29 protein-coding genes and 1 tRNA gene are annotated in these 26435 nt (G+C 55.9%); 21 read left to right on the top strand and 9 right to left on the bottom strand.

Annotation, left to right across the window (positions count from 1 at the left end):
- The first annotated feature begins 390 nt into the window (after positions 1 to 390).
- Both V7680_RS07415 and V7680_RS07410 read left to right on the top strand, forming a co-directional pair.
- Positions 391 to 1176: a hypothetical protein gene (locus V7680_RS07415; RefSeq protein WP_335652649.1), complete on the top strand. Its 786-nt coding sequence runs from the start codon at positions 391 to 393 to the stop codon at positions 1174 to 1176.
- 87 nt (positions 1177 to 1263) lie between these two features.
- Complete coding sequence (locus V7680_RS07410; RefSeq protein ID WP_335652650.1) at positions 1264 to 2562, top strand: homoserine dehydrogenase; 1299 nt, start codon at positions 1264 to 1266, stop codon at positions 2560 to 2562.
- Here V7680_RS07410 and V7680_RS07405 read toward each other — a convergent pair whose 3' ends face one another.
- Positions 2563 to 3039: a hypothetical protein gene (locus tag V7680_RS07405; protein WP_335652648.1), complete on the bottom strand. Its 477-nt coding sequence runs from the start codon at positions 3037 to 3039 to the stop codon at positions 2563 to 2565.
- Positions 3040 to 3099: 60 nt separating this feature from the next.
- Here V7680_RS07405 and glpX point away from each other — a divergent pair, with 60 nt between their 5' ends.
- Genes glpX through V7680_RS07390 form a run of 3 tightly spaced genes read left to right on the top strand, consistent with a single transcriptional unit; the run spans position 3100 to position 5899 of the window.
- Positions 3100 to 4074, top strand: coding sequence for a class II fructose-bisphosphatase (gene glpX / locus V7680_RS07400; protein ID WP_335652647.1), 975 nt, complete (start codon positions 3100 to 3102; stop codon positions 4072 to 4074).
- A 2-nt stretch (positions 4075 to 4076) separates the two neighbouring features.
- The gene (locus tag V7680_RS07395; protein WP_335652646.1) at positions 4077 to 5312 is read left to right on the top strand and encodes an alpha/beta hydrolase; all 1236 of its coding nucleotides are present in this window, start codon (positions 4077 to 4079) and stop codon (positions 5310 to 5312) included.
- The gene (locus tag V7680_RS07390; RefSeq protein ID WP_335652645.1) at positions 5309 to 5899 is read left to right on the top strand and encodes a uracil-DNA glycosylase family protein; all 591 of its coding nucleotides are present in this window, start codon (positions 5309 to 5311) and stop codon (positions 5897 to 5899) included. The genes V7680_RS07395 and V7680_RS07390 overlap by 4 nt, the downstream gene beginning before the upstream one ends.
- Here the strand turns inward: V7680_RS07390 and V7680_RS07385 are convergent.
- Positions 5896 to 6390, bottom strand: a complete 495-nt coding sequence (locus V7680_RS07385) for a flavodoxin family protein (RefSeq protein ID WP_335652644.1) — start codon at positions 6388 to 6390, stop codon at positions 5896 to 5898. The genes V7680_RS07390 and V7680_RS07385 overlap by 4 nt on opposite strands.
- 62 nt (positions 6391 to 6452) lie before the next feature.
- On the opposite strand from V7680_RS07385, the gene recJ reads away from it, so the two are divergent.
- Positions 6453 to 8219 (top strand): single-stranded-DNA-specific exonuclease RecJ, encoded by a 1767-nt coding sequence (gene recJ, locus V7680_RS07380; protein ID WP_335652643.1) that lies wholly within the window; start codon positions 6453 to 6455, stop codon positions 8217 to 8219.
- A gap of 192 nt (positions 8220 to 8411) precedes the next feature.
- Positions 8412 to 8486: transfer RNA gene (locus tag V7680_RS07375), tRNA-Glu, on the top strand.
- A 138-nt stretch (positions 8487 to 8624) separates the two neighbouring features.
- On the opposite strand, the gene V7680_RS07370 is transcribed toward V7680_RS07375, so the two are convergent.
- From V7680_RS07370 to V7680_RS07360, 3 genes are read right to left on the bottom strand one after another with little or no spacing between them, the layout of a single operon-like run.
- Positions 8625 to 8930 (bottom strand): DUF1971 domain-containing protein, encoded by a 306-nt coding sequence (locus V7680_RS07370; RefSeq protein WP_335652642.1) that lies wholly within the window; start codon positions 8928 to 8930, stop codon positions 8625 to 8627.
- A complete protein-coding gene (locus V7680_RS07365) occupies positions 8930 to 9373 on the bottom strand; it encodes a hypothetical protein (RefSeq protein WP_335652641.1) in 444 nt (147 codons plus the stop codon). The genes V7680_RS07370 and V7680_RS07365 overlap by 1 nt, the downstream gene beginning before the upstream one ends.
- A gap of 14 nt (positions 9374 to 9387) precedes the next feature.
- Positions 9388 to 9831 carry a group III truncated hemoglobin gene (locus tag V7680_RS07360; RefSeq protein ID WP_335652640.1) on the bottom strand — a complete coding sequence of 148 codons (444 nt, stop codon included), beginning with the start codon at positions 9829 to 9831 and terminating at the stop codon, positions 9388 to 9390.
- A gap of 83 nt (positions 9832 to 9914) precedes the next feature.
- Here V7680_RS07360 and V7680_RS07355 point away from each other — a divergent pair, with 83 nt between their 5' ends.
- From V7680_RS07355 to V7680_RS07325, 7 genes are all read left to right on the top strand, one after another.
- Positions 9915 to 10340: an RrF2 family transcriptional regulator gene (locus tag V7680_RS07355; protein ID WP_335652639.1), complete on the top strand. Its 426-nt coding sequence runs from the start codon at positions 9915 to 9917 to the stop codon at positions 10338 to 10340.
- Between the two features lie 161 nt (positions 10341 to 10501).
- Positions 10502 to 12013 (top strand): sensor histidine kinase, encoded by a 1512-nt coding sequence (locus V7680_RS07350; RefSeq protein ID WP_335652638.1) that lies wholly within the window; start codon positions 10502 to 10504, stop codon positions 12011 to 12013.
- Positions 12010 to 12699 carry a response regulator transcription factor gene (locus V7680_RS07345; RefSeq protein WP_335652637.1) on the top strand — a complete coding sequence of 230 codons (690 nt, stop codon included), beginning with the start codon at positions 12010 to 12012 and terminating at the stop codon, positions 12697 to 12699. The genes V7680_RS07350 and V7680_RS07345 overlap by 4 nt, the downstream gene beginning before the upstream one ends.
- A gap of 233 nt (positions 12700 to 12932) precedes the next feature.
- The gene (gene pal, locus V7680_RS07340; RefSeq protein ID WP_335652636.1) at positions 12933 to 13448 is read left to right on the top strand and encodes a peptidoglycan-associated lipoprotein Pal; all 516 of its coding nucleotides are present in this window, start codon (positions 12933 to 12935) and stop codon (positions 13446 to 13448) included.
- 155 nt (positions 13449 to 13603) lie between these two features.
- Positions 13604 to 14488: a mechanosensitive ion channel family protein gene (locus V7680_RS07335; protein WP_335652635.1), complete on the top strand. Its 885-nt coding sequence runs from the start codon at positions 13604 to 13606 to the stop codon at positions 14486 to 14488.
- An 87-nt stretch (positions 14489 to 14575) separates the two neighbouring features.
- Entirely contained in the window at positions 14576 to 15190 is a 615-nt protein-coding gene (locus V7680_RS07330) for a GNAT family N-acetyltransferase (RefSeq protein ID WP_335652634.1), read from the top strand.
- 392 nt (positions 15191 to 15582) lie between these two features.
- Positions 15583 to 16077: a c-type cytochrome gene (locus V7680_RS07325; protein WP_335652633.1), complete on the top strand. Its 495-nt coding sequence runs from the start codon at positions 15583 to 15585 to the stop codon at positions 16075 to 16077.
- On the opposite strand, the gene V7680_RS07320 is transcribed toward V7680_RS07325, so the two are convergent.
- Positions 16078 to 16647, bottom strand: a complete 570-nt coding sequence (locus V7680_RS07320; RefSeq protein ID WP_335652632.1) for a DNA-3-methyladenine glycosylase I — start codon at positions 16645 to 16647, stop codon at positions 16078 to 16080.
- Positions 16648 to 16690: 43 nt separating this feature from the next.
- On the bottom strand, positions 16691 to 18016 hold the full coding sequence (locus V7680_RS07315) for a methyltransferase family protein (RefSeq protein ID WP_335652631.1): 1326 nt from the start codon (positions 18014 to 18016) through the stop codon (positions 16691 to 16693).
- A 153-nt stretch (positions 18017 to 18169) separates the two neighbouring features.
- Here V7680_RS07315 and V7680_RS07310 point away from each other — a divergent pair, with 153 nt between their 5' ends.
- Positions 18170 to 19336, top strand: coding sequence for a PQQ-dependent sugar dehydrogenase (locus V7680_RS07310; protein WP_335652630.1), 1167 nt, complete (start codon positions 18170 to 18172; stop codon positions 19334 to 19336).
- 18 nt (positions 19337 to 19354) lie between these two features.
- Here the strand turns inward: V7680_RS07310 and V7680_RS07305 are convergent, their stop codons facing one another.
- A complete protein-coding gene (locus V7680_RS07305; RefSeq protein ID WP_335652629.1) occupies positions 19355 to 20230 on the bottom strand; it encodes a DUF1499 domain-containing protein in 876 nt (291 codons plus the stop codon).
- A gap of 129 nt (positions 20231 to 20359) precedes the next feature.
- Between V7680_RS07305 and V7680_RS07300 the strand changes: the two genes are divergently transcribed.
- The 5 genes from V7680_RS07300 to acs all read left to right on the top strand — a co-directional run bounded on the left by V7680_RS07300 (position 20360) and on the right by acs (position 25325).
- Positions 20360 to 20872, top strand: coding sequence for a GNAT family N-acetyltransferase (locus V7680_RS07300; protein WP_335652628.1), 513 nt, complete (start codon positions 20360 to 20362; stop codon positions 20870 to 20872).
- Positions 20873 to 20919: 47 nt separating this feature from the next.
- Positions 20920 to 21480 carry a DUF1285 domain-containing protein gene (locus V7680_RS07295; RefSeq protein WP_335652627.1) on the top strand — a complete coding sequence of 187 codons (561 nt, stop codon included), beginning with the start codon at positions 20920 to 20922 and terminating at the stop codon, positions 21478 to 21480.
- Positions 21477 to 22076, top strand: coding sequence for a CoA pyrophosphatase (locus V7680_RS07290; RefSeq protein WP_335652626.1), 600 nt, complete (start codon positions 21477 to 21479; stop codon positions 22074 to 22076). Before V7680_RS07295 ends, V7680_RS07290 begins: the two co-directional genes overlap by 4 nt.
- The gene (locus V7680_RS07285) at positions 22073 to 23275 is read left to right on the top strand and encodes a CCA tRNA nucleotidyltransferase (protein ID WP_335652625.1); all 1203 of its coding nucleotides are present in this window, start codon (positions 22073 to 22075) and stop codon (positions 23273 to 23275) included. Before V7680_RS07290 ends, V7680_RS07285 begins: the two co-directional genes overlap by 4 nt.
- Before the next feature lie 88 nt (positions 23276 to 23363).
- Complete coding sequence (gene acs / locus V7680_RS07280; RefSeq protein ID WP_335652624.1) at positions 23364 to 25325, top strand: acetate--CoA ligase; 1962 nt, start codon at positions 23364 to 23366, stop codon at positions 25323 to 25325.
- A gap of 85 nt (positions 25326 to 25410) precedes the next feature.
- Here acs and V7680_RS07275 read toward each other — a convergent pair whose 3' ends face one another.
- Complete coding sequence (locus tag V7680_RS07275) at positions 25411 to 26088, bottom strand: nitroreductase (protein WP_335652623.1); 678 nt, start codon at positions 26086 to 26088, stop codon at positions 25411 to 25413.
- Between the two features lie 160 nt (positions 26089 to 26248).
- On the opposite strand from V7680_RS07275, the gene V7680_RS07270 reads away from it, so the two are divergent.
- Complete coding sequence (locus V7680_RS07270; protein WP_335652622.1) at positions 26249 to 26428, top strand: hypothetical protein; 180 nt, start codon at positions 26249 to 26251, stop codon at positions 26426 to 26428.
- The last annotated feature ends 7 nt before the right edge of the window (positions 26429 to 26435 follow it).

Here is a 26435-nt window from a genome sequence, read left to right as displayed (position 1 = left end):
GTAACAGGTGAATGATTACGACAAGAAAGATTGATACAATCTTGCTCGAACTCATCTCTTGGTCAGCATAAGCCATTCAGAAATGTAACTCCTTTTTCCCCATCAAGGTCGCATGCCTCATCGCTGAAGCCCTTTACAAAGGCATGAGGCTTGAAAAACCGTCGCGACCTTTGTTGTCCCAATGACAGCTTTTCGTTCGCATGAAAGCCATCTTAAATTTGTTTTAACGTGCTAGTTCCACGCAGGCAATCGCTTTGTTGGTTCATCATCGATTAAGCTGTTAAAGACCCACTATAGGCCTTAAACCAAGCATCTTGAAATCCAGCTCCCGAGAAAATCATGCGCCCATTGACATTTTTAGCCTTCACCTTGCTTTTTAGCGAAATTGCGTTGTTTCCAGCTTTATCCCAAGCGCCGGGCGACACGGATCCGCTGCAATATGCAGACCTCGCCGACCTCAGCGCAGCCGCTCCGATCATCGTTCATGCGACAATTAAGCAAGCGATTAAAGTCGACCCGGAAAGGGCACCAAACGCGCCTCCGGGAACCCAGCGCTTTTATATTATCGCTTCAACCAACGCTTTGATTCGCGGTCAGGGCGGGGTCGGAGAGACGATTCGTTACGTCATTGATTTGCCTCTTGATGCACGGGGACGGGCTCCCAAAATCAAGAAACAGCCATTCATTATATTCGCTCGTCGTCCGTCGAGCGGCGGCGACAATATACAATTAATAGCTGAGGATGGACAGATCGCCTGGTCAGAAGTTCGCGAACAGAGGGTCCGCTCTCTGGTCCGCGAACTGGTCGACCGCGACGCACCGCCCGCCATTTCGCGGATCGCCAGCGCTTTTCACGTGCCGGGCACTATCATTGGCGAAGGTGAAACCCAGATATTCATGGAAACCGAAACCGGGTCCCCCATTTCGATCACTGTGCTGAAACGCGACGGCCAGCAAAAATTCTGGGCCGTGTCCCTTGGCGAGATTGTCGATGAGGCAGCGCGCGCGCCGGTCAGAAACAGCCTGCTGTGGTACCGGTTGGCTTGCTTTCTTCCCGCGCAATTGCCCGCCGCCTCGCTGACCAGCGACATCGCTGCCAACGCCCGGCAGGCGCAAAGCGATTATCGGCTGGTTCTGCGCGACCTTGGCAACTGCCCGAGATCACGACAACCCTGAAGCAGCAGAACTAGTTCTGGCATTCGCTCATGGCGGCGCTAATAAGGCGCCAACAATCTCACTCGCAATTTAAAGAGGCTTATGACCATGACCGCTCCGCTACGCATCGCGCTCGCTGGACTAGGCACCGTAGGAACCGGTGTTATTCGGTTAATCGAAGAAAATGGCGCCATGATCGCACAGCGGGCCGGCCGTCCGATCATTGTATCCGCCATTTCCGCGCGCGACCGGAACCGTGATCGCGGAATCGATCTGGCCGCATATCCCTGGTTCGACCAGCCTGAAGAACTCGCGGCGCTTGACGATATTGATTGCGTTGTCGAAATGATCGGCGGCTCCGACGGCACAGCGCTGGAACTAGCGCGTAAAAGTCTGGCAGCGGGCAAGTCGTTCGTTACTGCCAACAAGGCCATGATCGCCCATCACGGGATGGAGCTGGCCAAGGCGGCCGAAAACGGGAATCTGTCGCTAAGATATGAAGCAGCGGTCGCCGGCGGAATACCTGTGATCAAAGGACTGCGCGACGGTGCTTCGGCCAACAAGATCGAGCGGGTTTACGGTATTCTCAATGGCACATGTAATTATATCCTCACCGAAATGGAAAAACACGGCCGCGCCTTTGACGACGTCCTGAAGGACGCCCAGGAAATCGGCTATGCCGAATCGGATCCAAGTTTTGATATTGATGGCGTAGATGCAGCCCATAAATTGGCGATCTTGGCAGCACTGTCCTTTGGCAAGGCACTCGATTTCGAAGGCGTGGAAATTGACGGGATTCGTCATATCATGGCGGCAGATATCGGCCAGGCAAAGGCGCTGGGCTATCGCATCCGCCTGCTCGGCATGGCCCGGATCGATGACGGGAAATTATTCCAGCGCGTTACCCCCTATCTGGTGCCCGAAGGGCATCCGCTAGCCCATATTGAAGGTTCGACCAATGCGGTGGTTGCCGAAGGCAATTTTTCCGGTCGTCTGATGTTTCAAGGAGCGGGTGCCGGTGAAGGACCGACCGCCTCTGCGGTCGTCGCTGACCTGATTGACATTGCCCGAGGCGATGCCGGCACCGTATTTGCCGCGCCGGCGAGCAAGATGGAACCATGCGAGCGGGCCGAGAGCGGAAACCGGATAGGCAAAAGCTACATTCGGTTCATCGTCGCTGACAAGCCGGGTGTCTTGGCTGAAATCACCGCAGCCATGCGCGACGCCAACGTATCGATCGAGAGCCTCATCCAGACCGAGAAAGCCGCAGAAGGATCGGTGCTGATCTCCATGGTAACGCATGATAGTCGCGAGCGGGACGTCTCATTGGGCCTTGCTGCCCTGTCGAGCTCGACCAGCTTGAAGGCGACTCCGGTCGTGATGCATTTGCTGAGCGATCAGGACTGATCAGTCTCCGGTTAGAACGCCGTCACGAAATTGCTGTTGATAGTCTTTGGTCGGGACATCCGCATTCTCATCCCCGAGGATCTTTTGCAATCCGTCCAGTATGCGACCGCTTTTTCCGTTACCGACAACCGATTTTAGCCGTTCGATAGAGCAGTTTCTATCCTGCAGCGAAACTCCGCAGCTTCCAGAAACGACACGGGACGAATTCGCCGCCGGAATTTCCCCGCGCTGCGGCCCCCGATTTTGATTGGGTCCGGCTAGTTCCGGAAATGGCAGGCGCTGCTCTCGATCGATTTCAGAGGTGCCGCAGACTACAATCTCATCGCTGGTCTGGTGGACAAGGCAGCCGTCGGCATCGACAGCTACCAGTTGCCGAGCGTTTTCCACCAACGCACGAGTCCGGTCATCGGGCAACGGCGCCTGCCCCATCACGGGTGATGGGACCAGTAAAGAGATCAGCAAAACCTGTCTCGACATTGTAATATCGCTCCCCTATCGAGAGTTCAAAATTACCCTATAGAAGGACTACTCCACAATATGCCCGAAGCAAGCCAAATATTGGACCGCGTACTCGTCATGGAAATGGTACGCGTTACCGAAGCGGCGGCCATATCCGCAGCCAACCTGATCGGTCGCGGTGACGAAAAAGCGGCTGATGCCGCCGCTGTAGAAGCGATGCGCGCGGCGCTGAACGAGTTGGATATATGCGGCACGGTAGTTATCGGAGAAGGCGAACGGGACGAGGCTCCGATGCTTTTTATCGGCGAGAAAGTCGGGCGCGGCTGTGAAGGCGAAGCGCCGGCCATCGATATCGCGCTCGATCCGCTGGAAGGCACGACCATCACCGCCAAGGCAGGCGCCAATGCACTGGCCGTCCTCGCTATCGCGGAAAAGGGCAACCTGCTGAACGCTCCTGATGTCTACATGGAAAAACTGGCTGTCGGGCCTGGCTATTCACCCGGTATCATCGATCTTAACAAATCGGTGACCGAAAATGTCGAAGCCGTCGCCAAGGAGAAGGGCGTTGCGCCGGCTGAAATCATCGTCTGCGTTCTCGACCGTCCGCGGCATGACAAGATTATATCAGAATTGCGCGGGATCGGTTGTGGAATCATGCTGATTCCCGATGGCGATGTTGCCGGCGTGATCGCAACGTCCGACGAAGACACGACCGTTGATATGTATATGGGTAGCGGCGGCGCACCGGAAGGCGTGCTCGCGGCAGCTGCGCTGCGCTGTGTTGGTGGCCAGTTCAAAGGACGCCTGTTGTTCCGCAACGACGATGAGCGCCAGCGTGCCTATAAATGGGGCATTGAAGATCTCGACAAAATCTACGACCTGAAGGAATTGGCCAAGGGCGATGTGATCTTTGCCGCCACCGGCGTAACCCACGGTTCGCTGCTGGAAGGCGTCAAGAAACTGCGCGGCGGAAAAATGACGACGGAAAGCGTTGTGATGCGCGCTTCGTCCGGCACCGTACGCTGGGTGAAGAGCGAACATCGCAAGACCTGAAAATGAGAGTTCCAAGCCTGGCGCCGCTAAGGCGATTTGCCAATGGGGCTAGATGGTCAATCCTGGCTCTGCCTTGGTTGATCGCCGGCTGTGTGACGCCGGTAGACTATGGCAAGATACCGCATTCCGCCTATGTAGCGCCAGAACGATGCAATCCACCGGCAACGAGTTCCGCGGGCATTAGTGACAAGCCCTTTTTCTTTGTCACTAGCCGCCTGCCGGACTGCCTCACCGAAAATATCAGCCTGCTCAATCACCGCGGTGACAAAGTACGTTACGGTCGTTTTGCAGATCCTCGAAACGTGGCAGAAGAAGCGGACGAAGCAGAGCGCAAGGTTGCGCTGACATTCACTGACACACAACAGTGGTGGACGGGACTTGCCGAGCAGATGACCGCCGCTGACGGTCGCGTTCTACTTTACGTTCATGGCTACAAAGAGACATTTTACACAAGTTCGCGAGACACGGCCCAGATCGCGCGACTGGCTAACTTTGCAGGGCCCGTCATTCAATACAGCTGGCCTTCGCAAAATGCGTTGCTCAAATATCCCGTCGATGAAACCAATATGTACTGGGACGAACGCAATTTTCGCAAATTCCTGATGCAGTTGGCGCAGCTCAAATCCACCAAGGAAATTGTTCTCGTTTCCCACTCGCTGGGCGCAAGACTGGTTTTGCCCTCGGTGGAATTTGTTGACCGCAATGTGTCCAATAGCGATTCGAGCGTCATTTCGAACATCATTCTCGTCTCGCCGGATGTCGACACGCAAGATTTTGAACGCGACATTGCCGAAGAGATATTGTCGGATCGGCGCGTGCGAAACGACCGGAGAATTACCGTTTACGCATCGATAAATGATCGGGCCCTGTCTCTATCGGATGGCATTCATGGCTACCCCCGCCTCGGTTACCCCAGATGTTTCGATCCATTTGAAGCAGCCGACCTCAAGGCCAAAAACCTGCCCGAACGATGCTATGCAAGACATCCCACATATGCGGAGGCAGTCGACAAGGCGGCTTTGACCATAATCGACACCACCGCGATCAGCCGGGGCCGTAGCGGCCACAGCAACTATCTGGTGAGCGCGCCCGCTTGTCGGGACTTTGCGGCCGCAGTTAACGGCAAAAGAAAGCCTGAAGGGCGCCAGGCAACGCATCTTGCGCATGTCTTTATCCTCCCGCCGATTCCCAAAGGCGAGAAGCCTGATCATCTAGCGATTTGCCGCCGGGCAGAATGACGGCGAGTGGTTCCGATCCACTGACAAATCTGCTCGGTCAGGTCCGTGCCTGTACGATCTGTTCCGGACTGCCCTTGGGACCCAAGCCATTGTTACAAGCGGACAGGGCGGCGCAGATCCTGATCGTTGGACAGGCACCAGGCAGCAAGACTCACGAAAAAGGTCGGCCCTTTGATGATCTTAGCGGCAAGCGGCTGCGGCAATGGCTCGGCGTAACCGAAGACCAGTTCTACGATCCGCGTCTATTCGCGATCATTCCGATGGGTTTCTGCTTTCCCGGAACCGGCAAAGGTGGCGACCTGCCACCCCGACCGGAATGTGCTTCGGCCTGGCGAGAGCCGCTAATGCAGGCATTGCCGAACGTAAAACTCACTCTAATGCTCGGCCAATATGCTCTGGACTGGCATCTTGGGGAGAAAAAATCCAGAACCCTCACTGAAACCGTCCAACGCTGGCAGGAATTCTGGCCCGGCCATTTGCCCCTGCCCCACCCCAGCCCGCGCAATATTCGCTGGTTCAAGGCCAACCCCTGGTTTGAGGCGGATGTGATCCCGGTTTTGCAGGAACGGGTCGGCAAACTGATCTAGAAGACCCCTATGGCCAGTCCGGCCGACAAAGTGGCCCCGGTCTCCGCGCATCGATTGCAATCGACTTGCGGGATGGTCTTTGGCGCCAATATCGCCTCTTCGGTTTGCGCATGGGTGCAGATTATGAGTGTATCAATCACTTTCTTGAGCCGCCAGCCGGTGGCGATACGCTCCAATTGTGCTTTGGCATTCGTCCCGTCGGATCCAGCGCAAATCATCGCCGCATAAGGTCTCCCTTCGATCTTGCCGAGCAAGGGATAATAGCAGCGGTCGAAAAATGCCTTCATCACCCCGGCAATCGCCGCGAGATTTTCCGGGGTCGCGAAGATATAGCCGTCGGCGGACAACATGTCGTCCGGCTGGCAGTCTTCCGCACGAATGACGCATATAGCGGTGCCATCCTCGCCCTGCCCGGCCGTTGCGGCAGCCTCGACCATTTGGGCGGTACCGCCGGTATAGCTATAATAGACGATCAGAAGCTTTTTCATCATCCAGCCTCTAGCAAGCAACAGACCGATTGTCAGCGCCTCAGCTTTCACGCATAGCACCGGCCATGAACGCAGTATTGAATGTCGAAAACTCCCTGTCCGGCCAAAGCTGGCGCTGGCGCAGCACCAGCGCCGACGCGCGCGATCCCGGATTTCAGCCGGATGATCTGGTAACCCAGTTATTGCTTGCGCGGGGCGCTAGTCGCGAAACGCTCGAGGTCAACCGAGACCCGACAATCAGGGGTTTCATGCCCGATCCCTCGGTCTTTCAGGATATGGATGTGGCGGCGGATCGCCTCGCTCTCGCTATCAAAAATCAGGAAAAGGTCACGATCTTCGGCGACTATGATGTCGATGGCGCAACCAGCGCAGCCTTGCTGATCCGGGTGCTGAGAGACCTTGGACTTGAGGCCGGCTATTATATCCCCGACCGCTTGATGGAGGGTTATGGCCCGTCCGGCGAGGCCCTAGTCAGGCTCGGCGAGCAGGGCAGCAATCTGGTGGTCACGGTTGACTGCGGGGCAATGGCCTTTGAAGCGCTCGACATGGCGCATCAGGCCGGTGTCGAAGTGATTGTCGTCGACCATCACAAATGTGCGGTGGAACTCCCCAAGGCGCTGGCACTGGTCAATCCCAACCGGCTGGACGAAAGCGAAGCCGGCGCCGAACATGGCCATCTCGCGGCCGTCGGCATGGCGTTCCTGCTCGGCGCGGCGCTTGTCAGAACGCTTCGCAAGCAGGGTTTCTTCGCCGATCGAGCCGAGCCCAAGTTGCTCGAGCTGCTGGATATTGTTGCCTTGGGCACTGTGGCCGACGTGGCCCAGCTGCGCGGCCTGAATCGCGCGTTTGTCGCGCAGGGTATCAAGGTCCTCGCAGGACGCCAGAATGTCGGCCTTTCGGCTCTGATTGATGCCAGTCGGCTCAAACGCGCACCGATATGCTCCGACCTCGGCTTTGCTTTGGGTCCACGGATCAACGCTGGCGGACGAGTCGGCAAATCCGATCTCGGCGTGCGATTGCTGATCACACAAGATCCCGAGGAAGCGCAGGCCATCGCCGCCGAACTAGACCATCTCAATCAGGAACGCCGCGCGATCGAAGCCCATGTGCTCGAGGAAGCCGACGCCATGTGTTCCTCGCAGCAGAATCAGGCCGTAGCGGTGCTTTCTGCCAAGGGCTGGCATCCCGGGGTCATCGGGATCGTAGCAGGGCGGATCAAGGAAAAGCTGAACCGTCCGGCGATCATCATCGCGCTGGACGAAGAGGGAATCGGTAAAGGCTCCGGCCGTTCGATTTCCGGCATCGATCTCGGCGCTGCGATCATCGCCGCCAAGGACAGTGGCTTGCTCATCGCCGGCGGCGGCCACGCTATGGCAGCGGGCATCACCATAGAGGCGGACAAGGTGGATGCCTTTTCCGAATTTCTCAACGACCGGCTCGCGGACAGCGTCGGCAAGGCTCAGGATGGCAAGGCCCTGTTGGTCGATGCTTTGCTCTCCCCCAAAGGCGTCAACCCGACAATCGTCGAAGCGATGGACGGCGCTGGCCCCTATGGCATGGGTTGGCCTGCTCCGCGCATTGTCACTGGTCCGGTGCGAATCATCAAATGCGATATTGTCGGAACCGACCATGTCCGGATGATCGTCGCCGGCGATGACGGCGCATCGATCAAAACAATCGCATTTCGCGCTGCTGAAAGTGATCTCGGCCAGGCTTTACTCCATGCTCCGCGAGGGCGGAAATTGTGGATAGCAGGCCGCGCCAAGATCGATGACTGGGGCAGCCGCCCGTCGGCGGAAATCCATCTGGAAGATGCCGCCTGGGCCGATTGAAGGGAGGTCCAAAGCAGACCAGGACAACACCCTTATCGCTATCCCGACGCCTATCACCCGTACGCAGAAGACAACGAGCTAGGGTCCTTTGTCACTGCAGCGGGAAATAGGCCGGAAAAACCGGCTAAAAGAGGGTTGACCAAAGTCCAACGCCCCCCTAATGGCCGTTGCTCGCTGACCAGCAATTGGTATGGCCCCTTCGTCTAAGGGTTAGGACGCGGCCCTTTCACGGCTGAAATACGGGTTCGAATCCCGTAGGGGTCACCATTATTTTCATTCTAGTCCTATCACGATCAGGCCTAGCGGCCAGCCTGCTCGGGCTTCCCGCCTGAGAGCAGTGCGGCTAAGAAATGAAGCAGCTTATGCGGCCTTCTCCGTTTTCGCGGTGTTTTCGTTTATGTGACGTCAGTGATCGGCATCATCCGCGCCCAGCGGATGTTGATGAAAGAATTCAATCTGCATTTTCATCGGGCCGACAAGATTGACAAAATGCGGCGACTGCGGAGGAATCGGTGCGGGACTATCGACCGTTACAAGGCGCCTTGATCGCGGATCGATAAACACCAGTTCCACCTCGCCTTCCAGCACGCGCAGCAAGCCCCAGGTACCATCCTTGGTGCTGTGCTTGTTGCGCAGGGAATCAGGTAGACTGAGCTCGTCGAATATCGGTGACGAACCATAAGGAGCGACGGACTTGGATGCGCCGGCCATCAGACCACAGCCCTGATGACGGCGAAGGCACAGGCAAAGACCGCCAGCAATATTGGCACTGTTAGAATCTGTGCGTTGGCGGCGGCGCTGTTCATCCACCCGGTCTGTGTTTCTATCCCGCCAATTCGACCATCCTGTGGCAATGCCTTGCGTTCGGCTGCGGTGACATTGTTCAGAACGGCGGCGGTACCGAAATACATGACGGTATAAGCGATGCTGACCACCAGCGCGAATATGGCGGCGATGCCGTGACCGGTTGCTACAAAAAGAGCAGCAAAAAAGATAGCATAGGATATGAACATCGTGATCCAGACCGAAGCGGGTAGATCGAATGTCCGGGCTTCATGCGATGGCGCGCGATAACCTTCCGGCACATCTTCCATTTCCGCCATGATTTCAGCGGAAATCGCCTGGCCACCTTCCATTTGAAAATCCATCAACATGATCGTGTCTCCTTTTAGCGGGAAATGGCGTCCAGACCGCCGCGTTGGACCTTGATACCGGTAAGCAGGCTGTCGGCGATCCGCCCGGCGGCTTCGCGAAAAACCTGTGCGGCGGAATCATTGGGTGCGACATCGTCGAGGGTCTGGTTCCAAAGCACCAGCCAGCGGTCGAAATGCAAATTGTCGAGGCCGCCGACGGCAATGTGCTTGAGCATGGGATTGCCGCGAAAGCGGCCTGACTCGAGCGTTACCGACGCCCAGAAATCCTTCATCCGCGCGAGATGCGGCGTCCAGTCGGCAACATGGGACAAGAAGATCGGTCCGAGCAGTTCATCGCTGCGAATGGCGCCATAAAAAGTCTCGACGAGATTGGATATCAAAGCATCATCGATGCCAAGCGCATTGGCTTGAGCCATCTTTTTCGCTCTGGCGCGTTCGGCATAGCTGCCTTCGGTCATGATCCCGACTCCGATAATGTGTATTTCATATGCATTATTTATACCGCTTGGCAGCTAATAGCAATATATGATATGCATCTTTTATGAGATTATCCGTACAGACCGATTATGCGTTGCGCACTTTAATGTATCTGGCCGCCAATGACGGTCATCACTCGATCACCGAAATCGCTCGGCAATATGGCATCTCGAAAAATCATATGATGAAGGTTGCCCAACGATTGGTCGCGGAGGGTTTTGTTGACAGCGTCCGGGGTCGCAGCGGCGGATTGCTGCTGAATCAGCCAGCCGACGCAATCAATGTCGGCAAGGTCGTCCGCCGTTTCGAAGATTCCGGAAACTTTGTCGAATGTTTCGACAAGGCCAGCAACAGCTGCGTCATCACCCCGGTTTGTGGTTTGCGGCATATCCTAGCCGACAGCGTCGAGGCCTTCATGCGGCATCTCGACGGATTTACCGTCGCCGATCTGATTGGTGGCAAAGCCAGATTCCAATCCGCCTGGGACTGAGAGGAGCTTGTCCGACACTGCCACGATTGGCCCAGTGGTCGCGGAGATCATGGTGAATAGAACAGGGTCTCGATGCGAAGAGGTTCGTGAGCAGGCACCATAGAAAATCCGTGCATGCCGCTTTCCGGATTCTCCGCTATGATATCCGGATGGAACTACCAATGCTCAGCAAAATCCCGATAATGTTCGAACGGCGATCCCCGGATAGCGCGCGAGGCTATTTTTCTTTCTTCGTCGGTCTTGCGGTCTTTGTCGCAGGGACCTTGGCAACATACATCGCACAGAATGCCGATCGGCCGATCAGCGCCGCCCTGATCTATGTTTCTGCGGTGACCATTATTGGCGCGGTAAACGGACTTCGAGGCGGCTTGCTCGCGGGCATTGGCGCATCATTTTTCTACAATTTCTTTTTCAGCGAGCCTTTGCTCGATTTCGGCGTCACCACATCAGACGAATATATCCCTCTACTCGCCTTCAATCTAAGCGCGCTCTTGTCAGGTGTGCTAGCGGGACGGATCAACGACAGAGCCCGGGCTGCCGAGATTGCACAGCAGAAAATCAACCTGCTACTCGACATCAGCAACCAGCTTCAGACAGCAGTGCATCTGGAAGATATCGACCGGGCAATCGTGGAGACCGGCATATTCGATTCAGCCCAGGAATTTGAAATACATGCTCTCAGCGAAGACGAATGGATCGCGGTAAAAGGCAAGGAACATTGGCTAGCAGAGGCACAACAAGCCATCGAACGAGGAGAATTGCAGCATGTTGAAGATCAGAAAATTGCCTATCTTCTGTCGTCATCGCAGCGCCGCGTAGGGGTGCTGATCTGCAACCAGAATGCACAGAAATCCAAGCGCCTGAGCAAGATAGATTTCGCCGCAGTGTTAAACCTGTTGAGCATGGCAATCGACAGATTTGTGCTGCTCCACCAGAAATCGGAAGCGGAGGCCATGCGTCGGTCCGAAGAGTTCAAGACCGCGCTGCTATCGTCAATTTCCCATGACATGCGGACCCCGCTGGCCGCGATATCCGCGTCCGCTTCCAGCCTGATATCTTACGGCGAAAAACTGCCCGAAGCTTCCCGGAAAGATATGCTGACGATCATCCAGGACCAGTGCGAGAGGCTGAACCGCTATACGACCAACCTGCTCAATCTCGGCAGGCTTCAAGCCGGCATTTCTCCGGACCAGCTGGAAAGCCTGGATTTGGTGGAAATGCTGGGATCGGCGGTGAACACTGTGAAAGTCCATCATGGAGGGCGCGAAATCATCAAATCCCTGCCATTTGACGCCTGCACGGTGCGAGCCAATCCGGTCATGCTCGAGCAATTATTCTACAATATTCTCGAAAATGCTATCCAGTATAGCCCCGATGCTGCGCCGGTATTGATCACCGGTCACAAGCAGGCCGGTCATGTTGAGATCGCCATTTCTGACCAGGGCTGCGGGATACCGGTATCCGAGCTCAGCAGAGTATTTGACCGATTCTACCGTTCGGCAGAAAATGTTCGCAAAGAAGGTCATGGCCTCGGCCTTTCCATCGCATCGGGATTTGCGCAGGCCTTTGGTGGCAATATCTCCGCGCATAGCCCCTTGGAAAAAGGCAAAGGAACCAAAATAATCGTGAAGCTTCCGGCTACGTCAACGACATCAGAAAGCATTGGTAAATGAACGCGAAAATATTGTTGGTCGATGATGAGACCGCCCTTATCCGATCACTGCAGCCTGTATTAACCGCACAAGGCTATAGCGTAGAGTCAGCAGGAACCGCCGCCGAAGCGTTGAAAAAGGCGAAAGACACCGTGTTCGATATCATCTTGCTCGACCTCGGCTTGCCCGATGCCGATGGCAAGGAGATCATCTCGAAACTGCTGAGCTTCAACGCCCTGTCGATCCTCATCCTGTCCGCCCGCCATCAGGAAGCGGAAAAGGTCGCTGCACTGGATCAGGGGGCCGATGACTTTATCAACAAGCCATTCAATATCGAGGAGCTCTTGGCGCGCATCCGGGCTGCAGTCCGGCGCTTGAAAAACGAGGCCGTCAAAAGTCAGGAATTCAGATCCGGTCAATTATCAATCGATTTTCTCAAACGGAAAGTTGTCCTGATGGATCAGGAAATCAAATTTTCGCCCAAGGAGTTTGATCTGCTGGAAACATTGGCGCGTCATGCGGGACAGGTCGTCACCCATCGTCAGCTATTGCTGGCCGGATGGAATGACCCCAATGTCGATACCCAATATTTGCGCAGCTATATGGCCCTCATTCGTCAAAAGCTGGAATATGATTCATCGCAACCGGAATATCTGCTGACCGAACCCGGCGTTGGCTATCGACTGGATATTGAATCTGAACATTGAAGATTGGATGACGCGGGCATCGTCGGGGCAGGCGATTGCCCGCGTCATCGCAGAGGGACTTCTACTTGTTCATAAAGCCCCTGAAGAGGGCCCGCTCTTTCTATGATAAGTCAGCCGCGGCCGTTACAATGGATTTCATATGCGCCTTCGATGTCTAGCGCATATGAAATCCGTAGTAATTGCTGTTGGAAAAAACACCTATGAGGCACGGGTAACAGTAAAAAGGTTGTCCCATGTCCAATTATCCTATTTCGCTAAAACTGCTGTCCATGCCTCTGCTCGTTGCAGCCCTGTCTCTATCTGCCTGTAGCAAGAAAGCGCCGCAAGGCCTGCCGCCTGCGCCCGGAGACAATGCGGATTACAACCAGTCTTCCAGCGGACCGATCAAGGGCAGCCAAGAAGACTTTTTGGCCAATGTTGCCGCAGACCGGATATTTTTCGATACCGACCGGAGCAATGTGGACAGTGCCGATCAGGAAGTTCTGCGCAGCCAGGCCGCTTGGCTGCTTGCCAATCCGAGTGTCCGGATCCGGGTCGAAGGCCATTGCGACGAGCGCGGGACCCGCGAGTATAATCTTGCTCTGGGCGAACGCCGCGCAAATGCTGCGAAAAACTATCTTTCTACCCTGGGCGTGGAACTGTCTAGAGTATCGGTCGTCAGCTATGGCAAGGAACGTCCTGATGCCCTGGCGTCGGATGAACAATCATGGGGCAAGAATCGACGTGCTGTGACGGTAACGGTCCGCTAAATATTGGATTGATCGGAACAAGCGGCCTGCCAGCGCAACCTTCCTTCACCTTGCGAGCAGTGGCAAAGGCGATAGCTGGTGTCCTTTGTCACTGCTTCGCGTCTGCTTCGACATCATGATCTGCAACCATATTCGACTGTGCGCGTTGGAAGCGAATGGATGAACAAGTCGACAAATCGCTGAACACCCTCGAGATACTGATCGCGCAACTCCAATCGATGTGGGAAAGCATAGTCGGCCTGCTACCGAGCCTGGTTATCGCGATCACCTTCCTGATCTTCACCTGGATTGTCGCAAAATTTGCTACCAAAATTTCCGATAAGATAACTGCAAAAACCGCGATGCGCCCTTCATTGCGCGAACTTGTCGATACGCTGGTCAAGATCGCAATCTGGACGGTTGGTTTGCTGGTATCCCTCACAATCCTGTTGCCGGATTTGACCCCGGGCAGTCTGGTTGCCGGCCTTGGTATCGGGACCGTCGCAATCGGCTTTGCCTTTCAGGATATATTCGAGAATTTTCTCGCCGGCATATTGATCATGGCGCGCGAAAAGATGCGGATCGGTGATTATGTCAAATGCGATGGTATCGAGGGAAGAGTCGAACAAATATTGCTGCGCGAAACCCATATTAGGAAGCCGTCCAACGAACTGACGATCGTCCCCAATTCAATCCTTTTCAAAAATCCCGTCGAAATTCTGACTGATCGTCAGCAGCGACGGCACGAAGTCGTCGTCGGCGTTTCCTATGACACTGATCTCGAACAGGCGCGCTCCGTGATTGGCGAAGCCGTGAAATCCGCTGATGTCGTCGATAGCGAGAAACCGATCGATATATTCGCTTGTGAATTTAACTCCAGTTCCGTGGATTTCAAACTGCGCTGGTGGTCCGGTTCAGCCCAGCGCGACATGCACGAAAGCCGCGATCTGGTAATCCGGTCGGTAAAACGAGCACTGGATGACGCGGGCATAGAGATCCCTTTCCCCTACATGACGCACACGTTCAAGGAATCACTCGCAATAGCTTCACCGGGGAATTGATTGATGCTAGTTTTGCAGAAACCGGTCGAATTTGAGGCCAAGCCCGGCTCACGCTCTCGTGAGTATGGAGACATCAAGGATGGATCGATGACCGAGACCGTTTCGTTTCAAAATCAGATACAGTCGGTCGACGTCAAACTCGACAATGGTACCCACGTCTGCCTGCGGCGCGTTCGCCATTCCGACCTCGCCCAGATCGAAAAAGGCATCAGTCAAATGTCCGACCAGAGCCGCTATTTGCGCTTTTTCTCGGGATCTAAGACGATGCCGCCGTCCGTTATCGAAAAATTGGCAAGCGTCGACGGAATCCATCATCTCGCCTGGGGCGTGATCAATATGAGCGAGCAGGATCGCCCCCCCATTGCCGCCGCGCATGTCTTTCGCGAAACTCGAACCGACGACGCCGGCGAGTTTGCGATTACCGTACTGGACCAATATCATGGTCAGGGCGTCGCAAGAATATTGATGCTGACCGTGTTTATCGACTGCTATTGCGAAGGATTGAGGCACTTGCGGGTCGACATCCTTCGCAGCAACAAAAAAGCTTACGGCCTGATGCGGTCGATCGGCGCGAAGCCCTGTTCGCTGGATGGGCCCGTCGCTCAATATGATCTCGTCGTGGCCGACGCGATTGCTGCACTCCGGAAAATGGAAAACCCGACAGTGCTTCCCGAGATTGTGGCCGCTTTTGCAGCTGACTGAATCCCGAGTCCTGGTATGCACATTCCCGAGCAAAAAAATCATTCGCTGTGGAACCAATATAATACCGCCGCGTTTATAACGTTATTCCTTGGGCGATGTCCGATTTCACCTTCGACCCAAAGGTTTGCGCCGGAAAACGGAGCCTTGGTAAATATGCCCCCTATGCATATCATCGCTCACGTTTTCCGGCCCTTCACAAAACAGATATAGCTTCAGATTTCAATATGATCGTGCACATCCGGCGCGCGACATTATTACCGACTCGGTCACGTAAGTGCCTAGGCCGCAAAATATTCCAACCCTCCACCAAAGGAACATTTGATTTAATATCCATCTGCGGTAAGCGATCAGGATATTGAGCAGATGATCAAAGCGATGGATTGGGATAGAATATGGTCAGCATGAAAACGGTAACTGCAATAGCCGCATTGTCAGTTTTGGCTGCAGGCTGCTCAGGTGGTGGCTCGGATACCAATGAACCAGCGCCAAGCGCGACTGAAGCTGTTCCGTCTCCCGTCGAAGCAGGCGGACCAGCCGCTGACGACGTCGCAACACTGGATGGAGTAGAATATGCCAGCCTCACCGGTGATGCAGCATCCGGAAAATCGAGCTTCGCCCAGTGCCGGACCTGCCATGTCGTCGATCCCGGCATGAACCGGGTCGGTCCTTCCCTCGCGAATATAGTCGGCCGTGAAGCCGGTACGGTTGCAGGCTTCCGATATACCGACGCCAACGCACAAAGCGGCATCACCTGGACCGAAGAAAAACTCTTCCAGTTTCTCGAAAAGCCACAGCGGGTGATCCCGAAAACCAAGATGATTTTTGCCGGCATACCGGACGCGCAGAAGCGCGCGGATATGATTGCCTATCTCAAGAACCCGAGCTGATCAGGCTTTCCAGCATCCGGCGAGATGGTCGTCGGTCATCCCGATGGCCTGCATATAGGCATAGATGATCGTACTGCCGACAAAGCTCATGCCGCGTTTCTTGAGTGCTTTGGAGATTATGTCACTGATCGGCGAGGTGCTCGCCATATCGGAAAAATGGCTCGGCCGGTTGACCGGCGGCGCACCACCAAGATGGTTCCAGAGCCAAGTATCGAAACTACCAAATTCTCTCTGGATTTCTAGAAAAACCAGAGCGTTCTTCCTCACAGAATAGATCTTGAGCCGGTTGCGAATGATGCTTGCATCTTCGCGTAGCGCTTCCAGTTCGTCGTCGTCCATCACTGCACAACGCCCGACATCAAATCCGTGAAAGGCGCAGCGATAGCCATCGCGTTTGCGCAGCACCGTTTCCCAACTCAACCCAGCCTGAGCACCTTCGAGGATCAGGTTTTCGAACAATAACTGGTCATCATGAACCGGGACGCCCCATTCTTCGTCATGATATTCGCCGTAAAATTCCTTGCCGGCCTGTCCGCCAAAGCATCGGTGTTTTCCGTCTGAACCAACCACTGTCATGCTCGTTGACTAGCCTCTCCGAACGGCCACGACAATTCTATTCGGCTGGCTGGATGTCCGGTGTGCGACCCTGATCGGGGGTCCACCAGCCGATCCGCCGCTTGATCCAGTTGAGCAACCGCGGGATAGGCGCGTTGCGGTCCATCCATTCGGCATAATCCTTATATTTCGGATCGCCGAGCAGATGTTTTTCTTCGGTCTTGGCGCGCCAATAATAGACCCCGCTGACCAGCGCCATCAGCACCGTATTGCGGACAAAATCAGTGAAGCTGCCCGAGGTCACCAGAAACGGCATACTCGCCAGCCACCAATAAGCATTTTTGGCGACATAGGCAGGATGCTTGGTCCAGCTATAGGGACCGTGGGTCAATATCCCGCGATGGGTGAGATTGGAAAAGCGTAGACCGAAAGCCACTGTAGCCCACGCATAGATCGCGGTGAGAACAACCAGAATGCCGCCCCAGATCGCAAGAATTGTGGGCTGACCGCCTAGCCAATATGACCAGTCGGCGGTGTTGACATGATAGTTGAGCGGTCCGTTATCGCCCATCAAGATAAACGGCGGATAGCACATCAGGGCCGCGACCCAGCCTGCGAGATAAGGGTTTGCGGTGCGTATATGAGAGTCGAGTGATTTCATCGTCAGCAAATAGCCAACCGTCGCAAACTGAACATCGACGACGAACATCGCTATGATCAGCCAGCGTGCAATCGCTACCGGATTGCCCGCAAGTTCATTGATTTCAAGTCGGACGAGATCGCCAAAGCCACCGGGCACGATCGAAATCATGAAGGCGAGGAAGAAACCCTTCACCGCCCAGGCGCGCAGGTGATGATAAATTTGTTCGCGATCAAATTCGTTGTTCCGGCCGGTCAGAAACTGGCCGAAATGCCAGGCACCGTCACGCGGCTCGATAAAATAGCGGTCCATGAACAGGACATAAGGGATCGAAAGCACGAAAAGCCACGGTGCGGCGAACTCCAGCATCTGCATCGAGAATTGATATTGTCCGGTCCAGTACCAGCGCCCGACCGCGTAAATAGAGGCAATAATGCCCCATGTCGCCCAGAGACCAGTCAACTTCACCAGGCTGATGTCGAATATCTCTTTGAGCGATTTCGGATTTTGCCAGTCGATTCCGGTGGACGGACGCAAATGTACCTTGTCCTTGAGCAGCGACCATATCACCATCGGCAATCCACAAGCAAAACAAGCGGTAAGCGCGGAATAGGGCCCGTCCAGACCATATTGACGCGCAATCAAAATCCACGAAGCCAGCCCAATCAACCCCGCTACGCCCACACCATGGGAGACAGCCGACTGGGGCCGCGGATCAGCGCTTCTGGATTTTCGTCCGAACATGCGGCTGCTTTAACCAAAAATGGTAAGCAAGCTGTGAACGACCCTGAAGTAAGGCAAATTTCCTAGGTTTTGCCTAGGAATATTCAGGCGCTTGCCCTATATTCGCTGCTAGTGGTGGATGGGAATGATTTGATGATAAAATACGGGAAACTCATGAGAAATATTGGACTTCCACTCGCAATTTCAATCCTGGCGGTGTCTTGCACCAACGGAGATAACGCACAGGCTAACGGAGGCGCGACAACAGAAGCGCAGGCGCTGGCGGATATTTCTCCCATCGACCGCAAGCCTTTTGAAACAAATGAAATTGCCAGCTTTGATGAACCATGGGCAATGACATTCCTGCCCGACGGCCGGATGCTGGTCAGCGAAAAAGCGGGCAAATTGCAACTGGTCGATGCAAAGGGGCAGAAAACCGAAATCAGCGGCGTTCCCAAGGTCGACTATGGCGGACAGGGCGGCTTCGGCGATATCGTGCTCGCGCCGGATTTTGCGACCAGTCAAATGGTCTATTTGAGCTGGGTGGAAGCGGGAGAAGATGATACCCGCGGTGCCGTGGTCGGTCGTGCAAAGCTTGATCTATCCGGTTCGAAACCGGCATTGAAAAACCTGAAGACGATCTGGACCCAGAAACCGAAAGTAACCGGCGGCGGGCATTATTCGCACCGGATCGCTTTTTCACCGGATGGCCAATATCTGTTCATCGGCTCCGGCGATCGGCAAAAATTCGATCCAGCACAGGATATGGCATCCAATCTTGGCAAGATCGTCAGACTTTATCCCGACGGAACTGTCCCCAAAGACAATCCCTTCGTCGACAAGGAAGGCGCGCTTCCGGAAATCTGGTCGCTCGGCCACCGCAATATTTTGGGCCTCGCCTTTGACAGCAAAGGACGCCTTTGGAACCAGGAAATGGGCCCTCGCGATGGCGATGAACTGAATCTGGTCCAGCGCGGCGCCAATTATGGCTATCCGATCGTATCGGAAGGCAATCATTACGATGGCAAGAAAATCCCCAATCATAGCACCCGCCCGGAATTCGAAGCGCCAAAAGTGGCATGGGTACCAACAATCGCACCAGGCGGACTGATCTTTTATTCCGGCAAGTTATTTCCCGCATGGCAAGGGAGCGCATTCATTGGCGGCCTCGCCAGTCAGTCACTGATCCGTGTCAGTTTCGACGGAGACACGGCCAAGGAAGCCGATCGATTCATCATGAATAACCGTATCCGCGAGGTCGAACAGGGCCCAGATGGCGCGATCTATATTCTCGAAGATGGCGAAAATGGCCGGATGCTCAAGCTGACGCCGACCAAATAACTCTCCGCCGCAAACAGCCTATTCCGATGCTGTGGTCGTGGTTCCTGAAAGGTCGCTGAGAAACCGGCGGACACGCTTCGCGTTAGCCCCGATATCGTGCACGCCGACGCGGCTGACCGAACGCATATCGATGATACTGGCGGCACCATTTTCCGCCGCACGGGCGCGAATAACGACATCATCCTTGAACCGGAACAGCGAGATCGTGTCGGTTGCTTCAAGATGACCCGCTGCGGGATCAATGCTGATGATTTTCCAGCCGCGATCTTCTGCCAGCCGTTGGGCTTTCTCGATCACCACGGCGACCGGTTGATCAATGCGTACCGAGCGGATGTCCGGGTAGGCGTCCTGATGCACCGTCGCCCAGCGCTGGCGCGGGTTCATGCCGCGCATGTCGCTGTCGTCCGCACCCGGAATATTGTCCCAATTATCGGCGCGGAGAGTGAGCGCGCTGAACTGAGGCGGATCGGCAAGATTGGTGGTGATGTCATGAATCGCCGGCAGCGTCAGAATGGCCGAAACATAGGGTATCAGAAATGCCAGGAAACCCAGTGAACCGAGCAAACCCAGCCCCAATAAAGGCCAGCGGGTTTTTTGCCCCTTGCGGCGATTTAGGATGATAAAGACGATCGCAAGAATGAGGGTAAGAACCGCCGTCAACGCAATCCACGGCAGCGCCGCCAGACCAGCTTGCCAGCCCCACAAACCGATACCACCGCCGGCTGCGGCAACGACAAATGCCAGAGGTGCACCAATGCCCAACAGCAAGACAAGCCAGCCCTTGGGGTCGCGGCGGAGCGAAGTTAGCCTGCCCTGCTTCGCTGCTTTCACAGGCTCCGACGCCGGAGGCGCTTCGCCGGTGGATGGTGTGGTTGGTTCATTTTGGTCCGTCACGCGCAAACTCCCTTAACAGATCAATCTTTTAGCTGGCGCTTGCCGATCTGGCAAATGCAACCTATCCGGCTCGACTTTTGCTGCAAAGCGGAGTAGCGCGCGCTTTTCCAGATATATGAGACCAACGATTTGACCAGCATCATTCCTCTCGCCGAAATCGATCCGCAACTGGTCGAATCCCTGCTCGACTCCGCCTTTGGCAACGACCGGCACGAACGCACCGCCTATAAGCTACGCGAAGGCGTGGACATGCTTGAAGGGCTTTCTCTGGCTGCCGTGGATCAGGAAAAGCACGAACTGCTGGGATCGATCCAGTGCTGGCCGATTGCCCTCACCGATGAAGACAGCAAAACGCATCCGATGATCATGGTCGGTCCGGTAGCGGTTTACCCCGATTTCCAGCGCGAGGGCATAGGCCGAATGATGATGGCGGCCCTGCTCAAGGAAATTCACGCCGATGATCCGCTACCTTTGGTGATGATTGGCGATCCGGAATATTACGGACGGTTCTTCGATTTTACCGCCGAGGGGACTGGCGGATGGACCCTGCCGGGACCATGGGAACCGTCACGTCTGCTGGTTCGTGCTAACCCTAAAAACCCGTTGCCTGAAACCGGCGCGCTCGGACCTTGGTCGAGATAGCGAGTCTAAGCCTTTACAGAAATGACGCCGGGCAATAGGCATTTACTATGCCATATACTCCGCCGCCCGAACTAGCCTCGCTCTCCATCGCAGAAATTGCGGAATTGGCCGAAGCGCAGAAGCTGCCCCCGGTAGATCAATGGAATCCCGAGGAGACCGGCGATAGCGAGATGCGTATAGCCGCCGACGGCACTTGGTATCATCAGGGTGATCCGATCAAACGTCCGGCCATGGTTCGCGCCTTTTCCAGCATCTTGCGCCGGGAAGCGGATGACAGCTATGCCTTGGTTACCCCCTATCAAAAGCTGAGCATCATCGTTGATGAGGCGCCCTTCGTCGCGGTGGAACTGGAAAGCGAGGGCAGCGGTCCCGAACGGACGCTCGCTTTCCGGCTCAACACCGATCATCTGGTGGTCGCCAATGCCGAACATCCGCTGCGCTTTGGCGCGGATAAGCCGCAACCCTATTTGCTAGTGCGGAACGGACTCGAGGCAGTGCTAGCGCGGCCGGTCTATTATCAACTCGCCGAACTGGCGCTGGAAGACGCGACCGACCCCATCGGTATCTGGTCCGCTGGCACCTTCTTCCCGATCGCGGCCGACATATGATCCTGCGCGACCGGCTGGAGAAGGCACTTGTCAAAGGCCATGCGAGTGATCTCGATCATCTGCTCTACAATGAACGCGACCATATCGACGATCTGAAAGTCCTGCGCGATGCAGCGGTACTGATCGCGGTGACCGATCGCCCTGATCCGGGAGTGATTTTTGTCCAGCGCCCGCAACATATGCGCAACCATCCCGGGCAGGTGGCCTTTCCCGGTGGTAAAATTGATCCGGGCGACCGGGATGCGATCGATGCGGCCCTGCGCGAAGCGCATGAGGAAGTGGCTCTCGATCGCGGCCATGTCGATATCATCGGAATGACCGACAGTTTCCAGTCGGGAAGCGGTTATAATATTCAGCCCGTGCTGAGCGTCATTCCCCCGGACCTGCCCTTTATCGCCGATCCAAGCGAGGTCGAAAGCTGGTTTGAAGCACCGCTGGATTTCCTGCTCGACCCCAAAAACCGCACGATCCACGAAGGAACCTGGAACGGGCGCAAGCGCCATTATTACGAAATCTACTGGCAAGAATATCGCATCTGGGGAATTACTGCGGGGATTTTGAACAATCTCGGAAAAAGGCTAGGCTGGGGACCATGACATTACCATCGGCAGACTGGATGGAGAGACGGGGCCTCGCTGCGCTGATCGCTGCGCTGGATGGCGGGGCGCGCTTTGTTGGCGGCGCCGTCCGCGACACCTTGCTGGGGCTCGAGGTGAAGGACGTGGATATCGCTACGCCCTTGCTGCCCGAGGACGTGATGGAGCGGCTCACGGCAGCCTCCATCAAGGTTGTGCCTACCGGCATCGCCCATGGCACGGTGACCGCGGTGCTGCCCGACGGACCGGTCGAGATAACCACCCTTCGCCGCGACGTCTCCACCGACGGACGGCGGGCGACGGTGGCGTTCAGCGATGACTGGAAGGAAGATGCGGCGCGCCGGGATTTCACGATCAACGCGCTTTCGGCCGATCCGGATACGCTGGAGATTTTCGACTATTTCGGTGGACTGGAAGACTTGCAGCGACTTCAGATCCGCTTCATCGGTTCTCCTGCAGAACGGATCGCCGAGGATCATCTGCGGATCATGCGCTATTTCCGTTTTCAAGCGCGCTTTGGAAAACAGCAGGTGGATGAGGAGGCATATGCTGCATGCTCCAAAGCGGCCGCGAAACTTGAAACGCTCTCCCGCGAGCGAATTGCCGATGAGCTTCTGAAACTGCTCCAGACCGAAGACCCGCGATCAGCGGTGCTCCAAATGATTGACGCGGGAATTATGTCGCATATTGTCGAGCAAATCGACGAAGATTCCGCGACATTGTTCAGCCGGATCGTCCAGCGCGAGCAGAGACTTCACTTTGCACCAACCGCGATCCGGCGACTGGTGGCGCTGCTGCCGAAGGACGCGGATAAAGCCAGCGAGATTGCCAAAAGCCTCAAGCTATCCAAGAAGCAACAAAAGGCGATTGGCGAGCGGCTTTTGCCGAGCCTGGATGGAGATAACATAGCGCCAGCAGATATCCGCGCCTTTGCCTATCACACCAATGTCGACGCAGCTCGCGATGTCGCGATCTTGTTCGCCAACGACGAAACCTTCCCCGATATGCTCGCACGGCTCCAGGACTGGCAGCCCCCGGTCTTTCCGTTGACCGGCGGCGCCTTGATCGAACAGGGCCTGAAACCCGGTCCGGTTGTCGCCAGGACTTTGGCGAAGATCGAGGCCGCGTGGATTGCGCAAGGATTCCAGGACGAGCAGTGGATCAGAGAATTTGTCGCTGACCTGAAGCTGGCCGGCTAGCCACGAACCGGGAAACCGGTGGTGATGATATTGATATTTGCGACGGAACAACTATTCCGGACAAGCGCAAAAACAGGAGAGACGGAAAATGACGGATGATGCAGTAAAAAAGGATCTGGTCGCGCTGATCACGTCGCCACGCAGCGGTGAATCCACCCATTGCACCGCGGCTGACTATGACCGGCTCTATCAGGAAAGCATCAGCGACCCGGACAGCTTCTGGGCACGTCAGGCCGAACGGCTCGACTGGCAGACCATGCCGACGAAAATTTCCAACGCCTCCTTCGATCCGGTTTCGATCAAATGGTATGAAGATGGCGTATTGAACATCTGCCACAACGCGATCGACCGCCATGTGGCTGCCGGAAAAGGCGATGTCACCGCTCTGATTTTCGAACCCGATGACCCGAAGTCGCCCGGCCGCACCATCAGCTACGCCGATCTGCAGGCAGAAGTCATCAAAATGGCCAACTGCCTGAAAAAACTCGGCGTCGGCAAGGGCGACCGGGTGACCATCTACATGCCGATGATCCCGGAAGGCGGGATTGCCATGCTCGCCTGCGCCCGGATCGGTGCGATCCACAGCGTCGTCTTCGGCGGCTTTTCTCCCGATGCGCTGGCCGGCCGGATCGAGGATTGTGACAGCAAATTCGTGATCTGCGCGGACGCTGGGCGGCGCGGCGGCAAGCTTGTACCGCTCAAGACCAATGTCGACGAAGCGCTGACCCGCGATGGCACGAATGTTACGGCTGTGCTGGTGATCAATCATACCGACACGCCGGTGGAAATGACCGAAGGGCGCGATCACTGGTATCATGAAATTTCCGCCGACGTCCCTGCCGATTGTCCGTGCGAACCGATGAACGCAGAAGACCCTCTGTTCATTCTCTATACGTCCGGCTCGACCGGCAAGCCCAAAGGAGTTCTCCACACAACCGGCGGCTATGCGGTCTGGGTGGCGACGACTTTTCATTATGCGTTCGACTATCAGCCGGGCGAGGTTTTCTGGTGCTCCGCCGATATCGGCTGGGTCACCGGCCACAGCTATATCGTCTATGGTCCGCTGATCAACGGCGCCACCGAGATCATGTTCGAGGGCATCCCCAACCATCCGGATTTCGGTCGCTTCTGGGAAGTAGTGGAAAAGCACAAGGTCAATATCTTCTACACCGCTCCGACCGCCATCCGCGCTCTGATGCGCGAAGGGGATGGACCGGTCAAAGCCCATGACCGGTCGTCTATCCGCCTGCTCGGTACCGTCGGCGAACCGATCAATCCGGAAGCATGGCGCTGGTATTATGACGTCGTCGGCGAAGGCAAGTCACCGATTATCGATACCTGGTGGCAGACCGAAACCGGCGGGGTTATGATCACCACACTGCCCGGCGCCCATGGTATGAAGCCGGGCAGCGCGGGCAAGCCGTTTTTCGGCGTCCAGCCCCAACTGGTCGATGGCGACGGCAAAATATTGGAAGGGGCAACGGACGGAAATCTTTGCCTCACAACCAGCTGGCCGGGACAGGCGCGCAGCGTGTATGGCGACCATGAGCGGTTCATCCAGACCTATTTCAGCACTTATAAGGGCAAATATTTCACCGGTGACGGCTGCAAGCGCGATGCCGACGATTATTACTGGATCACCGGCCGGGTCGACGATGTGATCAATGTCTCGGGCCACCGCATGGGCACGGCGGAAGTCGAATCAGCGCTGGTCTCGCACCCCCACGTCGCCGAAGCGGCGGTGGTCGGCTATCCCCATGATATCAAGGGACAGGGTATCTACTGCTATGTCACGCTGAACGCGGGCGTGGAAACATCAGAGGAACTGGTTGCCGAACTGCGCAGTCACGTTCGCAAGGAAATCGGACCGATTGCTACGCCCGACCATCTCCATCTGACCCCCGCTCTGCCGAAAACCCGCTCCGGCAAGATCATGCGGCGCATCTTGCGCAAGATCGCCGAGAATGAACATGGCGCGCTGGGCGACACGTCGACGCTGGCCGATCCGAGTGTTGTGGATGCGCTGGTCAAAGGGCGCTTGAACAGATGAATGTGCTCCGCACTTGATGCGAAGCTCTGACGGCGAGTATTGTTCCTTGTCGCGCAGGGCTCCGCATCAAGTGCGGAGCACAAACCTAGCCGTCGAAGCCGACAAATACAGCGGCCTCGTCTACCGACTTGCGCGTCGATACCACTGCGTTGGCCGGGAAGCTCTCGTCCGGCCAGCCCAAAGCGATGCTTTTCATGATCACCTGATCATCGGCAATCCCGGCATGTTCGCGAACCACGGGCGATTGCATGATGCCCTGGCTGTTGATGACCGTACCCAGTCCGCGCGACCATGCCGCGTTGACCAGGGCAGTCGCCACCGCGCCACAATCAAATGGGGTGTCGTCACTGCCGTCCACTGCACGGTCATAGGTGATGATCACGCACACCGGCGCGTCGAATTGGCGGAAGCCCCGCATGACCCAGTCCTGCCGCGCATCCTTGTCATCGCGCTCGATCCCCATCGCAGAGAATAGCTGTTTCGCTACGCCAATCTGCCGCTCGCGGTGCTCGCCCGCAAATGGCTCACCTTGACGAAACTCGCGCGATTGCGGCACACCGGCCAGCATCCGTTCGGTGTTGCCTGCACGAATTTTTTCCAGCGGCTCGCCGGTGATGACGTAGAAATTATAGGGCTGCGTATTCATCGACGAAGGCGCACGCATCGCCAGTCCGAGGATTTCCTCAATCAGCTCTTTGGCTACTGGTTCAGGTTTATATCCGCGTATACTGCGGCGGCCGAGGACAACTTCGTCAAACTTCATAAGTAGCTCCAATTGATAATGTTTGTCGCTGGCTAGCTGACAAATCGATATATGCAAACCCCGCTTTCACCAGCGGTGCGCCAGCATCGGCAAATTCCCGATGAAGAATGGGGTACGGTATTTGGGTGCATGGCAGTGATAATCTGTTAAGCCAAAGCCCATGAAAGAACATTTTGAACGCCATAAGCAGGCATGGACCAGCGAAGAAATCCAGAAGCTTCATGCCTTTGCGAAAAAGGGAATGACGCTCAAGGCAATTTCCAAAGCATTGACCCGCAGCGAGGAATCGATCCGGACCCGGTCCAAATTGGATAAGCTGAAAATTGCCAAAAAGCGCTAGGTTTCAT

It is taken from the genome of Parasphingorhabdus sp., assembly GCF_036963705.1.
Lineage (GTDB): Bacteria > Pseudomonadota > Alphaproteobacteria > Sphingomonadales > Sphingomonadaceae > Parasphingorhabdus.
This window is presented reverse-complemented; position numbering and strand designations above follow the sequence as displayed.

Excerpts from the sequence above, each read along its gene's own strand:
- V7680_RS07350 (WP_335652638.1), top strand. The coding sequence starts at position 10,502 with ATGCTCAGCAAAATCCCGATAATGTTCGAACGGCGATCCCCGGATAGC.
- V7680_RS07295 (WP_335652627.1), top strand. The coding sequence starts at position 20,920 with ATGCCATATACTCCGCCGCCCGAACTAGCCTCGCTCTCCATCGCAGAA.
- V7680_RS07370 (WP_335652642.1), bottom strand. The coding sequence starts at position 8,930 with ATGGCCGGCGCATCCAAGTCCGTCGCTCCTTATGGTTCGTCACCGATA.
- glpX (WP_335652647.1), top strand. The coding sequence starts at position 3,100 with ATGCCCGAAGCAAGCCAAATATTGGACCGCGTACTCGTCATGGAAATG.
- V7680_RS07355 (WP_335652639.1), top strand. The coding sequence starts at position 9,915 with ATGAGATTATCCGTACAGACCGATTATGCGTTGCGCACTTTAATGTAT.
- V7680_RS07315 (WP_335652631.1), bottom strand. The coding sequence starts at position 18,016 with ATGTTCGGACGAAAATCCAGAAGCGCTGATCCGCGGCCCCAGTCGGCT.
- V7680_RS07410 (WP_335652650.1), top strand. The coding sequence starts at position 1,264 with ATGACCGCTCCGCTACGCATCGCGCTCGCTGGACTAGGCACCGTAGGA.
- V7680_RS07385 (WP_335652644.1), bottom strand. The coding sequence starts at position 6,390 with ATGATGAAAAAGCTTCTGATCGTCTATTATAGCTATACCGGCGGTACC.
- V7680_RS07405 (WP_335652648.1), bottom strand. The coding sequence starts at position 3,039 with ATGTCGAGACAGGTTTTGCTGATCTCTTTACTGGTCCCATCACCCGTG.
- V7680_RS07345 (WP_335652637.1), top strand. The coding sequence starts at position 12,010 with ATGAACGCGAAAATATTGTTGGTCGATGATGAGACCGCCCTTATCCGA.
- V7680_RS07330 (WP_335652634.1), top strand. The coding sequence starts at position 14,576 with ATGACCGAGACCGTTTCGTTTCAAAATCAGATACAGTCGGTCGACGTC.
- V7680_RS07360 (WP_335652640.1), bottom strand. The coding sequence starts at position 9,831 with ATGACCGAAGGCAGCTATGCCGAACGCGCCAGAGCGAAAAAGATGGCT.
- V7680_RS07270 (WP_335652622.1), top strand. The coding sequence starts at position 26,249 with ATGAAAGAACATTTTGAACGCCATAAGCAGGCATGGACCAGCGAAGAA.
- V7680_RS07275 (WP_335652623.1), bottom strand. The coding sequence starts at position 26,088 with ATGAAGTTTGACGAAGTTGTCCTCGGCCGCCGCAGTATACGCGGATAT.
- V7680_RS07365 (WP_335652641.1), bottom strand. The coding sequence starts at position 9,373 with ATGTTGATGGATTTTCAAATGGAAGGTGGCCAGGCGATTTCCGCTGAA.
- pal (WP_335652636.1), top strand. The coding sequence starts at position 12,933 with ATGTCCAATTATCCTATTTCGCTAAAACTGCTGTCCATGCCTCTGCTC.
- acs (WP_335652624.1), top strand. The coding sequence starts at position 23,364 with ATGACGGATGATGCAGTAAAAAAGGATCTGGTCGCGCTGATCACGTCG.
- V7680_RS07335 (WP_335652635.1), top strand. The coding sequence starts at position 13,604 with ATGGATGAACAAGTCGACAAATCGCTGAACACCCTCGAGATACTGATC.
- V7680_RS07290 (WP_335652626.1), top strand. The coding sequence starts at position 21,477 with ATGATCCTGCGCGACCGGCTGGAGAAGGCACTTGTCAAAGGCCATGCG.
- V7680_RS07285 (WP_335652625.1), top strand. The coding sequence starts at position 22,073 with ATGACATTACCATCGGCAGACTGGATGGAGAGACGGGGCCTCGCTGCG.
- V7680_RS07325 (WP_335652633.1), top strand. The coding sequence starts at position 15,583 with ATGGTCAGCATGAAAACGGTAACTGCAATAGCCGCATTGTCAGTTTTG.
- recJ (WP_335652643.1), top strand. The coding sequence starts at position 6,453 with ATGAACGCAGTATTGAATGTCGAAAACTCCCTGTCCGGCCAAAGCTGG.
- V7680_RS07310 (WP_335652630.1), top strand. The coding sequence starts at position 18,170 with ATGAGAAATATTGGACTTCCACTCGCAATTTCAATCCTGGCGGTGTCT.
- V7680_RS07390 (WP_335652645.1), top strand. The coding sequence starts at position 5,309 with ATGACGGCGAGTGGTTCCGATCCACTGACAAATCTGCTCGGTCAGGTC.
- V7680_RS07395 (WP_335652646.1), top strand. The coding sequence starts at position 4,077 with ATGAGAGTTCCAAGCCTGGCGCCGCTAAGGCGATTTGCCAATGGGGCT.